Annotated in this window: 14 protein-coding genes and 1 tRNA gene; 1 reads left to right on the top strand and 14 read right to left on the bottom strand. The window is 64.6% G+C overall.

The window, feature by feature from the left end:
- Positions 1-9 precede the first annotated feature (9 nt).
- From SPMU_RS05175 to SPMU_RS05155, 5 genes are read right to left on the bottom strand one after another with little or no spacing between them, the layout of a single operon-like run.
- Positions 10-957 (bottom strand): AAA family ATPase, encoded by a 948-nt coding sequence (locus SPMU_RS05175; protein WP_088332507.1) that lies wholly within the window; start codon positions 955-957, stop codon positions 10-12.
- Positions 954-1,580, bottom strand: a complete 627-nt coding sequence (tmk, locus tag SPMU_RS05170) for a dTMP kinase (protein WP_088332505.1) — start codon at positions 1,578-1,580, stop codon at positions 954-956. Before tmk ends, SPMU_RS05175 begins: the two co-directional genes overlap by 4 nt.
- Positions 1,577-2,752, bottom strand: coding sequence for a D-alanyl-D-alanine carboxypeptidase family protein (locus tag SPMU_RS05165; protein WP_088332503.1), 1,176 nt, complete (start codon positions 2,750-2,752; stop codon positions 1,577-1,579). The genes tmk and SPMU_RS05165 overlap by 4 nt, the downstream gene beginning before the upstream one ends.
- Positions 2,753-2,775: 23 nt before the next feature.
- Positions 2,776-3,675: an SPOR domain-containing protein gene (locus SPMU_RS05160; RefSeq protein ID WP_088332501.1), complete on the bottom strand. Its 900-nt coding sequence runs from the start codon at positions 3,673-3,675 to the stop codon at positions 2,776-2,778.
- Positions 3,659-4,672, bottom strand: a complete 1,014-nt coding sequence (locus SPMU_RS05155; RefSeq protein ID WP_245832856.1) for a lytic murein transglycosylase — start codon at positions 4,670-4,672, stop codon at positions 3,659-3,661. Before SPMU_RS05155 ends, SPMU_RS05160 begins: the two co-directional genes overlap by 17 nt.
- 124 nt (positions 4,673-4,796) lie before the next feature.
- On the opposite strand from SPMU_RS05155, the gene SPMU_RS05150 reads away from it, so the two are divergent.
- A tRNA-Ser gene (locus SPMU_RS05150) sits at positions 4,797-4,886 on the top strand.
- Positions 4,887-5,071: 185 nt separating this feature from the next.
- On the opposite strand, the gene SPMU_RS05145 is transcribed toward SPMU_RS05150, so the two are convergent.
- From SPMU_RS05145 to SPMU_RS05105, 9 genes are all read right to left on the bottom strand, one after another.
- Positions 5,072-5,383: a PilZ domain-containing protein gene (locus SPMU_RS05145; RefSeq protein ID WP_088332499.1), complete on the bottom strand. Its 312-nt coding sequence runs from the start codon at positions 5,381-5,383 to the stop codon at positions 5,072-5,074.
- 37 nt (positions 5,384-5,420) lie between these two features.
- Complete coding sequence (gene rpmE, locus SPMU_RS05140; protein ID WP_066778564.1) at positions 5,421-5,648, bottom strand: 50S ribosomal protein L31; 228 nt, start codon at positions 5,646-5,648, stop codon at positions 5,421-5,423.
- A 107-nt stretch (positions 5,649-5,755) separates the two neighbouring features.
- Positions 5,756-6,232: a 3-hydroxyacyl-ACP dehydratase FabZ gene (gene fabZ / locus SPMU_RS05135; protein WP_088332497.1), complete on the bottom strand. Its 477-nt coding sequence runs from the start codon at positions 6,230-6,232 to the stop codon at positions 5,756-5,758.
- Between the two features lie 8 nt (positions 6,233-6,240).
- Entirely contained in the window at positions 6,241-6,885 is a 645-nt protein-coding gene (locus SPMU_RS05130) for an OmpH/Skp family outer membrane protein (protein WP_088332495.1), read from the bottom strand.
- Complete coding sequence (gene bamA, locus SPMU_RS05125; protein ID WP_425442129.1) at positions 6,885-9,599, bottom strand: outer membrane protein assembly factor BamA; 2,715 nt, start codon at positions 9,597-9,599, stop codon at positions 6,885-6,887. Before bamA ends, SPMU_RS05130 begins: the two co-directional genes overlap by 1 nt.
- A gap of 56 nt (positions 9,600-9,655) precedes the next feature.
- Positions 9,656-10,789, bottom strand: coding sequence for a M50 family metallopeptidase (locus SPMU_RS05120; RefSeq protein WP_088332493.1), 1,134 nt, complete (start codon positions 10,787-10,789; stop codon positions 9,656-9,658).
- Positions 10,786-11,943 (bottom strand): 1-deoxy-D-xylulose-5-phosphate reductoisomerase, encoded by a 1,158-nt coding sequence (locus tag SPMU_RS05115; protein WP_088332491.1) that lies wholly within the window; start codon positions 11,941-11,943, stop codon positions 10,786-10,788. The genes SPMU_RS05120 and SPMU_RS05115 overlap by 4 nt, the downstream gene beginning before the upstream one ends.
- The gene (locus tag SPMU_RS05110) at positions 11,940-12,695 is read right to left on the bottom strand and encodes a phosphatidate cytidylyltransferase (RefSeq protein ID WP_088333182.1); all 756 of its coding nucleotides are present in this window, start codon (positions 12,693-12,695) and stop codon (positions 11,940-11,942) included. Before SPMU_RS05110 ends, SPMU_RS05115 begins: the two co-directional genes overlap by 4 nt.
- A 47-nt stretch (positions 12,696-12,742) precedes the next feature.
- On the bottom strand, positions 12,743-13,459 hold the full coding sequence (locus SPMU_RS05105; protein ID WP_088333181.1) for an isoprenyl transferase: 717 nt from the start codon (positions 13,457-13,459) through the stop codon (positions 12,743-12,745).
- Between the last annotated feature and the right edge of the window lie 51 nt (positions 13,460-13,510).

The following is a 13,510-nucleotide window of genomic DNA, read 5'->3' as shown; positions in this document are numbered from 1 at the left end:
CCGCCTCTACTATCGTGCGAGCCGCGCGACCACCCCCGCCAGTTCAAACACCGTGGCGCCGGGATCAAGCGACAAGCCGCGGGCGCTGGCCGCGATCCGGCGCACTTCGTCATAGGCGTCCAGCGTCACCCGTAGCGCGGGCCCCGACCGGTATGGCGCCTGCTCGGCAACAAAGGTCGGCACCCGATCGAGGAATGCCTCGTAACGGGGCTGCGCCGCCTTGAGGGACAGCGCGCGCATCAGCTTGACCCGTTCCACGTTGTCTCGATCGCCGTGCTGCGCGATTGTTGCGAGCGCCGCGTCGATCCTATCGAGTTCCAGGCCCGCGAAGCGCAGCGCGCGCCCCGGTGACCCCGCCCCTGCCCGTGCCAGTGTCCCGCGTTCATCATCGCTCGCTTCGGGCAGCAGATCCGCCAGCGCGGCGAGCATCTCGGCACCGTTGAGCGGATCGAACCGAAGGAGACGGCACCGCGACCGGATCGTCGGGAGAAGCCGGCCGGGCGCATGGCTGATCAGCAGGAACACGGTGCCGGCGGGCGGCTCTTCCAAATTCTTCAACAGGGCGTTGGCCCCCGCGCGCTCGAGATCGTCGATCGCGTCGATCAGGACTACGCGGCGCGGCCCCAGCGAAGGCGTTGTCGCAAACAGCGACTGGAGACCTCGAACCTGTGCGATGGTGACGCTGCGCGCTAGGTCACCATCAGGCTTGCCGTCCTTGGGCAAGCGTTCGAGCACGCGAAAGTCCGGGTGTGAGCCGGCCTCGACCAGTGCCCGCGTCCGGTCCGCCCCTAAGTCGCCCGAAGCGCGGGCCAGCAGATCGATCGCCGCCTCACGCGCGAAGCTGCCTTTGCCGATGCCTTGCGGACCGGCGAAGAGCCAGGCGTGGTGCATGGTGCCGCTGGTCACCGCCGCTTGAAAAGCTCCGCGCGCCGCCTCGTTGCCGCGCAGGGCCGTCACGGCAGAAGGTCGCTCAGGTCGGACAGCAAAAGGGCCGTCACGTCCCCGGGAGACCGACCGGCATCGACGATGCGGAAGCGGCCGGGTTCACGAGCGGCATAGGTGCGAAAGGCGCGGCCGACATCGGCATGGAAATGCGCGCTACGCTGCGCGAACCGGTCGGCCCGCTCGCCATCGCGCAGAGCCGCGCGGCGCGCTCCTTCGGCAGCGGGTAGATCGAGGATGAAGGTGCGATCGGGCAGCAGCCCGCGCGACCCGAAGCCGTGCAGCGCCATGATCGACGCATCGTCGATGCCTCCTGCCGCGCCCTGATACGCGCGGGTCGAATCGATGAAGCGATCAGTGATCACCCAGGTCCCCGCCTCGAGCGCCGGCCTGATCACCTTATCGACGTGATCCGACCGGGCGGCGGCGAATAACAGCGCCTCAGCCCGTGCACCCCAGCGGGCGACATCACCCTGCATCAACAGCTCACGGATCGCTTCGGCACCTTCGCTGCCGCCAGGCTCGCGGGTGACTACCACGGACAGCCCACGCGATTCGAGCGCCGCTGCCAGCGCCCGAACCTGCGTCGACTTCCCCGCCCCCTCCCCGCCTTCGAGCGAGAGGAAGCGTCCGCTCATCCGAACAATCCGGTGAGCCCGGTCCACGCCCGCCCAAAGAAGCCGGCTTCCTCAACGTCCTTCTCGGCGACGAGCGGCAGCGTCTGCACTGGCAAGCCCGGTGACGTGATAACGAGATCGGCAACATGCGCGCCGGCCTTGATCGGCGCCTTGATCGGCCCCTGGTACACGACCTTTGCCGTCATTGCAGGCACGGCACCAGACGGCAGGGCGACCTTCAGATCACGCGGCGCGACCAACCCGACCGTGGACGAATCGCCAAGCTGCACGTCGGCATCCGTCACTTTGCGGCCCTGCTTCACGACTGGCTTCGCCTGCCAGGCACGGAAGCCCCAATCCATGAAGCGAACGGATTCGCTGATGCGCTGATTGGAACTGGTAAGGCCGGCGAGCACCATGACAAGGCGGCGACCGTTCTGCTCAGCAGAGCCGGTGAAGCCATAGCCTGCCTCTTCGGTGTGCCCGGTCTTCAGCCCGTCGGCACCGGCGACGCGCCCAAGCAGCGGATCGCGGTTTGCCTGCGTGATCGCGTTACCCGCGCCCAGCGTCTTGCCCCAGGTGAATTCCCGGCGCGAGTAGAATTGCTTGTAGAGGCGGGGGTGATCCTCAATGGTGGAGGCCGCCAGCTTTGCGAGATCACGCGCCGTCACATAGGTGCGGCCGTTGTCTGGCCAGCCATTGGACGTGCCGAAGTTGCTGTTGGCCAGGCCGAGCCTCTTGGCAGCTTCGTTCATCCGCTGCGTGAAGGCTTCTTCGGTGCCGGAGATCCCCTCGGCCAGGACGACGCATGCGTCGTTCCCTGAGAGCACAACGATCCCGTACAGCAGGTTTTCGACCGAGACCCGCTCGCCAGGCGAAAGGAACATGGTCGAGCCCGCCGCTGGGCCGTGCCAGCGCTGCCACGTCTCGGGCCGAACCTCGAACTCCTGATCAAGCTTCAACTCGCCCCGCTTGATGAGATCGAACGCCACATAGGCCGTCATCATCTTGGCCATCGATGCGGGAGGCATGCGACGATCGGCATCCTTCGCGAACAGCACCGCGCCCGAGGACAGATCCTTCATGAAGGCAACGGGGGCGACCGTCTGGAATTGAGGCGCGGAAGCGGCGGAAGGGTAGGCGATCGAAAGGGCGATCGCCGGCACCGCCAGATAGGACAAAAGCTTGGTCATGGACGCTCTACTCGGTGCTTTTCTCAGGGCTGGATAATGATCGTGGCATCGCCATAGCCGCGGCCTTTGGCTGCGTCACGCGCGCGTTGGGCCGAATTCGTGTCTGCGAACGGCCCAAGGCGGACGCGGTGCATTTGACCTGCGCTTTCCACATACCCGCCCAGCGTCTGTGCCAGTGCGCGGGCGCGCGCCGCGTTCGATAGTGCGGCCACCTGCACCAGATACTTGCCCGATGTGGGCTGCCGCGTGACAGCCGCTGGCCGGACGGCCGCCCGGACGGGTGCGGCGGCGGAGCGCTGCGGCGTTCGAGGATCCGTCACGGGTGGCTTTGCGACGGTCGCCGATGGCGGCGACGCAGGTTTCAGCTGTTGCCGTAGTGCCGCCAGCAATGCCGGGGGAGCATCGAGCCGTGTTCCCGCGGGACGACCCGCCTTCAACTCGCCAAGATCGGCCGCACTCGCAACGACGCTGCGGACACGAACGGGAACGTCCGTCTTGCCCGCAAGACTCAGCATCGCGGCGGCGGCGGACGAAAGCTCGATTTCCACCCCATGAGGAGCCGAGTCTGTTCGGCGGTCGATCAGAACGAGGATCGTGCGCCCGGTGTCCAAAGCCGTGACTTCCGCCACGGAGCCGGGCCCAAGCTGGCGATGGCCAGCGACGATCGGACCGGTGCTGGCCGCCGTGTTTCCAGTCATGTTCCCAAGCGGTACGTCGGCCGGCGCTTGTCTTGCCAAACCCACCTGGTCGTAGCGCGAGGTGCCCATACCCGACGTGGCGGCGGGGCCGCTGGGTTGCCCCGCCTCTGGCGGCAGCGGGACCTGCGCCGCCGTTTGAAGCGGCGTCGGCGTGGCATGTGCGGTGGCAACTGCGGCAAGGCCGAGCGCGACCAGCAGCAGCCGCGCGCTATTGCTCCACGGCATCGGCCAGCAGACCCACCGAAAGCGCGTAGAAGTTCGAGCAATTGTAATCCAGGATCACCCGGTAATTGCCGGTCAGGAGATAGCCCGTCTGGCCAGGGCCATCGGGCTCCATCAGCGTCGCCAGCACGTCATCCGCCGGCCAGGCGCGGCCCTGCGGCACGATGCCGAGCGCGCGCCATTCGGCCATGGTTCGCCAGCCGCTGTGCCGCTCGAACACGCGCGGGCAGCGCGGCGAGACCAGGCGGTTCCGCTGGCCCGATCGGTCGAAACCGGACGGGACCGAGACCGCAAGCCCCCAAGGCTGGGTTGGCCGCCAACCAGCGTTGACGAAGTAGTTCGCGATCGAAGCCAGCGTATCCGCCTGGCTGTTCCAGATATCGGCGCGGCCGTCCCCGTCCCCGTCCTTGCCGAGCCGCAGATACATGGATGGAAGGAACTGCGGATTGCCCGTCGCGCCGGCCCAGCTTCCCTTGAGCGTCTCGCGCGGGATGCCGCGCTCCATGATCTTCAGCGTCGCCACGAATTCGCCAGCGAACAGCGAGCGGCGCCGGCCTTCATAGGCCAGCGTGGCGAGGCTGCGCAGGAGATCGAAATTGCCGGTGTAGCTGCCGTAATTGGTTTCATGGCCCCAGATCGCGACCATGATCGACTCGGGCACGCCGGTTTCCGCCTCAACCTGCGCCAGCTTGCTCCTGTTGGCGGCGTAAGCGCTACGCCCGCGGGATATCCGTGCGGCATCCACATGGCGGGCCTTGTACGGCGCGAACGGCGGACTGGTTGTTGACTGCGGATTGCCAGGTTGCGCGCGGTCCAGCTCCACCACGCGGGCGCTGTATGTCAGCGTGGGCAGCACGGCATCGATCGTCGATGGACGCACGCCTTCGCGCAGCGCCTGCGCCCGAAGCTCGGGCAGGTAGGCCTGAAAGCCTGTTTCGTCCTGCGCGGCGGCGGCACCTGCCACGGTGCAGCCCACGAGCGAGGCGACGGCGAGCCGCAAAAAACGAGCGGTGATGTTGAAAACCTTCACCCCCGCTGTGTGACACAGGCGGCCCGTATTCGGAACCGTCAATCATCGACGGGCTTGCACGTATCGCCGCACCGCGCCACAGGGCATCGCAGACGGATGGGTGGCCGAGTGGTTTAAGGCAGCGGTCTTGAAAACCGCCGTGGGTTTGCGCTCACCGTGGGTTCGAATCCCACCCCATCCGCCACACGACACTCGCGTGAGACTGTAGGACACGTTCCGCGAGCTCACCGCCGGACGCGCCTAAGCCCCGTAGGTTGGTGAGCATAGGTGAGTGTCGGTTGTACATCACCTTTGGCGATCCCGCGCTGCCTCACGGTCTTGATGCTGGGTTGTGCCGCTCGATCACAGGTGCGGGCACACGCTTCCCTGCTAGAGGGCGAGCAGTTGTTGCAACAGCTTATCGGCCAACGGCTTGCGCAGGCGGCAGCCGGCGTTGAAGTCGTCGGCCCACATCACATCAGCCGTGACGATGCCGACCAGCGGCAGGGTCAGCCAAATGGTGCTTCCCACGCGCAGCGCGGAATGGGTCTGCATCCGCACGCCGTGAACCGAGATGTCGACGATCTTGCATAATGCGCGCCGAAGCCCGCCCTCGCCGATCGGTACATCAAAAGAAACCGGCGCACGCGGGTTGCGGCGCCGGCTCATTATCTCAGCTGGTTCATATTCCGCCGCGAACATTACGATGACGCTATGACCGCGGTGGTAAACCGGACGTTTACTTGCGAAGCGTGAGCCCGCCGAAACGCTTGTTGAAGCGTGCGACCTGACCACCCTGGTCAAGCATCTGACCGCGACCGCCGGTCCATGCCGGATGCGCGAGCGGATCGATTTCGAGCGTCATCGTGTCGCCTTCCTTGCCCCAGGTGGAGCGGGTTTCGTACACGGTGCCGTCGGTCATCTGCACCTTGATCATGTGGTAGTCGGGGTGGGTATCTTTCTTCACGTCTTCGTCTCCGGAAATGGCTGGTTCCGACCAGCCTGAAGGAAGCGGCGCGCCTAGCAGACGCGCGCGCGCCCTGCAATGCAGAGCTTTTGGCCCAGCCCGGCCGCTCAGGCGGCGGGCGGATCCGCGATCATGGCCGTGAACTCGCACTCGGCGGCCAGTTCATCGCCGATCAGCGCGCGTCCGGCGAACTTGCACACTCTGGAACGCTTCTGAACGAAGGAGACTTCCAGCCGCAGCAGCACGCCAGGCTCCACCGGCTTGCGAAACTTCACCCCGTCGATCGACATGAAGTACACCAGCTTACCGCTGCCGGACAAACCCAGGCTCTCGACCGCGAGGACGCCGGCGGCTTGCGCCAGCGCCTCCACGATCAACACGCCGGGCATGATCGGCCGACCCGGGAAATGGCCCTGGAAGAAGCCTTCGTTGATCGTCACCGCCTTGATGGCGGTGATCGACACGTCCCGCACCAGTTCTTCCACACGGTCCACCAGCAGCATCGGATAACGATGCGGCAGCGCCGCCATCACCCGTGTGACGTCCATGGGACCGCGCGCCGCTTCGATCGCCGTATCAGTCATGGCCGGGATCAACGACCCTGCGGCTGACTACGCTGCGCCGGCTGCGCTGCGGGCTGACCCTGCCCCTGACCCTGCCCAGGCTGCCAATTTGCCGGCGGCGTGATGCCGACGCTGGGAACTGCCTTGTCGAGCTCTGCCGTGATCGCCGAGGTGATGTCGGCTGCCGGCTGCGCAAACAATGCCGCTTCCGGACGCAGCAGCAGCGTGACGTTGCGGGCGCGTACGGCAGCCTGAACGGCATCCGAGAGCTTCGCGCTGATCTGCTCGATGGCGTAGCTTTCGGCGCGCTGGGCTGGCTCGGTCAGACGGCCCAGTTCCTGCTGCGCCGCCTGCTGCTTCGTCTGGATAGCCTGTGCCTGGGGACGCAACGATGCTTCGGACGCGCCCGGCGCACGTGCCGCCGTCTGGTAAGCCGTCACCAACGGCTGCAGCTCGGCCTGGATTGCGGTGCGGCGGGTGTTCGCCTGATCGAGCTGCGCCTTGTACTGGGTCTGGATCTGCTGGCGCGCAGCGGTCCACGCGCGGGAGTTGGCGACCGCCTGCTCGGGGTTCGCCACGGCGATACCGGACACCTGCGCCGAGGCAGTGCCTGCGGAGATCGCCATCGGTGCCACCAGAGCTGCGGCGAGCAGCATGTGCTTGAACTTGGTCATCAGAACTGAGTCCCTACGTTGAAGGTGATAAGCTTGTCGTCGTCGCCTTCCTGCTTGATCAAGGCGCGAGCGATATCGATCCGCAGCGGGCCAAACGGCGAAGTCCAGTTCACGCCGAAACCGATCGACAGCCTTGGCTTTGCCGAATTGCCGAGGAACCGTTCCGCGAACGGCTGCGACGCGATCTGCGGCGTGTTCGGTATCACGCCGTTGCACGTGCCGCTACCATCCGGAATGCCGGCGGCGCAGATTGTCGATACCACGCCACCAGCTGGATTGGTGTAGAAATACAGCGGGTTATCATTGGCGTCGAGTTGCGGCAGGGGCAGCACGATCGTGTTGCCATTGGCATCCGTGGTCGTCGGGAACACGGCGGTTGGTCGCGGACGGGTGATATTGAACAGGCTGCCGGCCTGCACGTAGACCGACGGGCGCAGGCCAAGCTCGCGCGCCCCAGAGCCGAGCGGAATTTCGAGCTCGATCCGCCCAAGGTAGTAAGCCGTTCCGCCAAGCGCGTCGTCTACGATCTGGTCACGATCCGTGATCAGGACCTGCTTACCGCTTTCATCGGTAGTGTAGAATTGACGCAGCACGCGCGGACCAACGCCGCGGATGTTGAACCCGCGGAACTGCGGCTCGCCAAGATAGAAGCGATCGGTGATCCGGATTGGGTCAACGCCCTCTCTGGGGCTGTCTTCCAGCGGATGGATGTAGCCACCTTCCGCAAGCGTGGAGAGGACGAACCCACCGCCGATACCCCAATATTTCGCGCCGTCCGCACGGGCACGCAGATACTTCACGTCACCGCCCAGTCCGGCAAAATCCTGGCTGAAGGTGAAGCGCTGACCCTTAGTCGGCCGAAGCCGGCTGTTGAGGCTGTCGTAGATCAATGAGTAGCCGACCGACGACGTCAGGCGATTACCCAGCGCGTCGCACAAGTAGCGACCTGCCAGCAGAAGATCGCATTGTCCGTTCCGGAAGAACTGGTTGCGATCGAGCGACACCTCGTCATACGACAGCCCGTATCGCGCCGACAAAGACCAGTATTCCGTCAGCGGAACGCCCGCGCGCACCTGAAAACCAGTCGAGACCTGGCCGTAGGTGGTCTGGCGGCTGTTGTTGGTGAAATTGAACGCGTTGAAATCGCGGCGGAAGACGTCGACGCCGACCGCGATGTTCTTGTCGAACAAGTAAGGCTCGGTAAAGCCTGCCTCGACCGACTTCGAATAGGTCGAGTAGTTCACGCCGAAGCGCAGCTCCTGGCCCTTGCCGCGGAAGTTGCGCTGGGTGAGGTTGAACTGAAGAATGAAGCGCTCGAGGCTCGAGAAGCCGGCCGACAGCTGAAGCTCGCCGGTGGACCGCTCCTCGACATTCGCGCCCAGGACTACACGGTCCGGACCGGAGCCCGGCGTCTGCTTGATCTCGAACTTGTCTTGAAAATAGCCCAGGCTGTTGATGCGATCCTGCGAGCGGCGCACCTGGAAGCTGTTGAATGCGTCGCCTTCCGCCAGGCGGATCTCGCGACGGATCACCTTGTCCTGCGTCTGCGTATTGCCGGTGATATCGACCCGCTCGACATATGTCCGCTTGGCTTCCGCGATGTGGAAGTTGATGGACATGGTGAGCGCTTCGCGATCGCGCTGGAACTCCGGATTGATCTCCGTAAACGCATAGCCGAACAGGCCGGTGGTCTGGCTTATGCCGTCAACGGTGTCTTCCACCGCCTTGGCATTGTACCAGTCGCCCTGCTTCACCGCCAAAGTGCGGGCGAGCGCCTTGTCGTCGAAGTCGCGAATGTCGCTGTCGACCGTGATCTCACCGAATTTGTAGCGCGGCCCCTCCTCCACCACATAGGTGATGATGAAGTCTTCCTTGTCCGGCGTCAGTTCGGCGACCGCGCTGGTGACGCGAAAATCGGCATAGCCTTCGGTCAGGTAGAACTGCCGCAGCTTCTGCTGATCGTACGCAAGGCGATCCTGATCATAGGTGGTGTTCGATGAAAGCAGGCGGAACAGGCGAGACTGTTTGGTCGCCATCTGCTGACGAAGCTTGTCGTCGTCGAACACCTCGTTGCCGATGATGTTGATCTGGCGAACCTTGGACTTCGGGCCCTCGCTGATCTCGAAAACCACGTCTACGCGGTTCTGATCAAGCGACACCATCTTGGGCTCGACGCTGGCACCGAAACGTCCCTGGCGGCGGTATAGCTCGACGATGCGGGCGACGTCCTGCCGCACCGAAGAACGGGTGAAGACCTGGCGGGGCTTCAGCCGGATCTCCTTGGTGATCTTGTCCTCTTTCAGGCGCTTGTTGCCTTCAAGGATCACACGGTTGATGATCGGGTTCTCGCGCACGCGCAGGACGATATCGCCCGTTTCCGCGCCAGCGACGGTCACGTCCGCGAATAGATCGCTGGCGTAGAGGTCCTTGATCGCCTGATCGAGCGTCTCATTGGTATACGCCTGGCCGACGCGCAGCTTGGTGTAGCTAAGCGCCGTATCTGGCTCGATGCGCTGCGAGCCTTCGACGCGCAACGAACGGATCGTTCGCTCAACCGCAGGAGCAACCGCTGTCGCAGCTGGCGCTGCCTGGGCCGGAGCAGTCGTCTGCTGCTGCGCCAAAGCCATCGACGGAATACCCGCAAGCATCGTGCAGCCGAGCAGAAGCGCAGCCGCACGCGGTCGAGCAAACGAAGTGTTCAATACAGTCACCAAATCCACCCCGGTAAGCCCAAACAAGCCCGTAAGCGCAGCGCCCTGCCCTTGAATCGTCAACCGATCAAGCGGGCGAGGCTGCGCCAAAGGCCGAAATTCCCAAGATCATTGAAGGTCACCAGCAGCATGAGGCTGAGGATCGCCGCAAGACCGCCGCGAAACGCCCATTCTTGCGCTTCCGGCCCCAGCGGGCGCCGGCGCAGCGCCTCGATCGCATAGAAGAGCAAATGTCCACCATCCAGCATGGGAACTGGCAGCAAGTTGATGAACCCCAGATTGATGGAAACGAGCGCGATCAGAAACACAAAGGCCTCTGGCCCCAGTGTGATCTGCTCGCCCGAGACCTTCGCGATCGAAAGCGGCCCGCCCAATTCCTTCACGGAACGGCGCCCGGAAATGATCTGGCCGATCGTCTCGACCATCATGGAAACGATCTCGCCGGTCCGCCGAACTGCGATCACCGGAGCTTCGAGGAGGCTCACCGGCACCGTCACGCGCTCCCCGCGCGCGATGCCGAGCATGCCGATACGATAGCTGTTGCCGAAGCGATCCCTCTGTTGATCGACGCCGATCGTCACGGGGCTGGTCCGCTGTTGACCACCGCGCTCGAAGACAACCTGCGTCGCCTCGCCCGGGTGTATTCGAGTATAGGAAAGCATGTCCTCGAAAATGGCGATGTCCCGATCGCCCAGGCGCGTGATGCGGTCACCCGCCTGCAATCCTGCGCGCTCCGCCGCGCTGCCCTGAACAACCTTTCCAACCACTGGCGGTGTACGGGTGTCGCCAAACGCCATGGCAAAGCCACCAAGGATTACCATCGCAATCGCGAAGTTCACGATCGGCCCGGCCGCCACGATGATGGCACGTTGCCAGACGGGCTTGGCCTGGAAAGTCTTGCCGCGCTCTTCGGCAGGCAAGGACAGCCATTCCGGCGACGGCTGGCTCACCGCGTTCATGTCACCAGCGAAGCGGACGTAGCCGCCGAGCGGCAACCATCCGACCTTCCACCGCGTACCGCGCTTGTCGGTCCAACCGGCAATTTCCCGGCCGAAACCAATCGAGAAGGCCTCGGACTTCACGCCGAACCAGCGCGCAGCCAGATAATGCCCCATTTCGTGCACGAACACGAGAGGACCGATTACCAGCACGAATGCGAGCAGCGTCAATGGCAGGCCGGGAGTTTCGATCAAGCGACGCGATCCTTCACACGCTCTTCCGCCAGCGCCCTCGCCTCGCGATCCACATCGAGAACCGCGTCAAGCGACATAGGTGCAGCCGGATCAAAGCGCGACAACGTATCGGCTACGATTGCGGCGATTTCGAGGTAACCGATCCGTTCCTTTAGGAAGGCTTCGACGGCTACCTCATTGGCCGCATTGAGGATTGCCGGTCGGGCACCGCCTGCCTCCAGCGCCTCACGCGCCAGCCGCAGCGCCGGAAACCGCTGCTCATCGGGAGCTTCGAAGTCCAGGCGGCCGATGCGGACGAGATCAAGCCGCTCTCCCGGGGTCGCCATGCGATCGGGCCATGCGAGCGCACACGCGATCGGCGTCCGCATGTCCGGCGTGCCGAGTTGTGCCAGCACGGACCCGTCGACATATTCGACGAGCGAGTGGATCACCGACTGGCGATGAACGACAATCTCGATCTGCGCGGCCCTGACGGGGAACAAATGATAGGCCTCGATCAATTCGAGGCCCTTGTTCATCATCGTCGCCGAATCGACGGAAATCTTTGCGCCCATTGACCAATTCGGGTGCGCCACGGCCTGCGCCGGCGTGATGGCCCGCATATCGTCCAGCGAGCGGTCGCGGAAAGGCCCGCCACTTGCCGTCAGGATGATGCGGCTGACCCGACCGGCGAGTTGCGGGTCTAGGCACTGAAAAATGGCGCTGTGTTCGCTGTCGACCGGGAGGAGAGTGGCGCCAGTGCGGGCCACGGCTGCCTTCATCACGTCACCAGCTGAAACCAGCGCTTCCTTGTTGGCGAGGGCGAGCGTGCCGCCCTGCTCAACAGCGGCCATCGCCGGCCGGAGCCCCGCACAGCCGACGATAGCGGCCACCGTGACCTCGGCGCCCATAGCAGCCGCTTCAACAACCGCCGCCTCGCCGCCGGTCGCTTCTACGCCGCTACCGGCCAAAGCATCACGCAGCGCCGGCAGGCACGTTTCGTCGGCTACGACCGCCCGCTCGGCGCATGTGCGGATGGCAGCGGCTGCAAGCCCGGCCACGTCACAATTGGCCGTCAACGCCACAACACGAAAGGCCTCGGGCGAGCGCTCTACCAAGTCGAGCGTCGACGTGCCGACCGAACCGGTGGCCCCGAGAATAGTGACTGTCTTCATCGGTGAAGATGCGGCGCGAGCATGAGCAGAGCCGCGACGGGGGCGACGGGTACGAGCCCGTCAAGCCGATCGAGGACACCGCCGTGGCCCGGGAGGATGTTGCCTGAATCCTTCACGCCCGCCTGCCGCTTGAGCCAACTTTCATAAAGATCGCCTCCCTGTGCGAGGACAGCGAGGAATGGTGTCCCGAGCGTCATCCGCCAAGGCAGCCCATAGCGTACGTGCAAAATCATCGCGAGGGCGCTCGCAGCGGCGACGCCCCCGATCAACCCCGCCCATGTTTTGTTGGGAGAGAGCTTCGGCGCGAGCTTCGGCCCGCCGATCGAGCGCCCGGCGAAAAAGGCGCCAATGTCGGTCGCCCATACCAACGCCAGGGCCCAGAAGGCGAACAGCAGTCCTTCATCCTGACGCCTCAGGAACACGAGGGCGAGGACCGGCAGGCCGCAATACACGACCCCCTTCCCCAACGCTGACCGGCGTGTGACGATTGCGACAAAGAAGGCCGCGCCGACGAGCAACCCCAGTGAGAAGAAGTTGTGCTCCTCCAGCACCAATGACGCAGGCGCCATCACCGCTAACGGGACCGAAAGCCCATATTGAGCCATGCGTTTCTCGCGCGAGGTCACGGCATGGAGATCGGACCATTCGGCCATCATGAACAGGGCAATGGCCGCAGCCAGAACCCAGAAGGCAATGCCGCCGAACCAGAGCGCAGCACTCGCAACCGCAATCATCGCCACGCTGGCGATCATCCGCAGCCGCAGGTTCGATGGCGTCCGAAACTGCGCGTCGGGTGGCGTCACAGGCCTCCGAACCGCCGATTGCGCGTGCCGAATGCCGAAACCGCCGCATCAAGATCCGACGGGCCGAAATCGGGCCAGAGTGTATCCACAAACAACAACTCGGCATAGGCCGCCTGCCACAGCAGGAAATTGGACAGCCGATGCTCGCCCGACGTGCGGATTAGCAAATCGAGCGGCGGCATGTCGCGCGTCTCCAACTCCCCTTCAATCGCCGCGGCATCGATCTGGTCGGGCGGAAGCCGCTCCGCAAGCCGGCGCGCGGCGCGGACCAGCTCGTCCTGAGCGCCATAATTAAGCGCGATCGCCAGAATGGGACCTGTGTTGGCTGCACAGCGGGCGACCGCATCGTCAATCAGCGCCACTACGTCGTGCGGAAAGCGTCGATAGTCGCCGATGATCTTCAGGCGCACGTTCTCACGAACGAGCTCGGCGAGGTCGCTGCGGATGAACAACCGCAGCAATCCCATCAGATCGCCGATCTCCTCTTCTGGTCGTCGCCAGTTCTCGGAGGAAAAGGCGTAGATCGTCAGGGCTTCGATGCCGATCGCACGCGCATGGCGGGTGACGCGACGAACCGCTTCGACGCCGGCCTTGTGCCCGGCGGCGCGCGGCAGCAGGCGCTTCTTGGCCCACCGCCCATTGCCATCCATGATGATGGCGACATGCCGCGGTCGTGCCGAGGTGGCAGATTGGAGCACCGGCGCGACGCTCATCGATACGAGTTCCCGCCCGCACCGGCGCTGGACTCCCGCCGAACGGTCTTC

It is taken from the genome of Sphingomonas mucosissima (genome assembly GCF_002197665.1).
In the GTDB taxonomy this organism is placed as follows: domain Bacteria; phylum Pseudomonadota; class Alphaproteobacteria; order Sphingomonadales; family Sphingomonadaceae; genus Sphingomonas; species Sphingomonas mucosissima.
The sequence above is the reverse complement of the archived record's forward strand: the minus strand, read 5'-3'. Positions and strand labels throughout refer to the sequence as shown.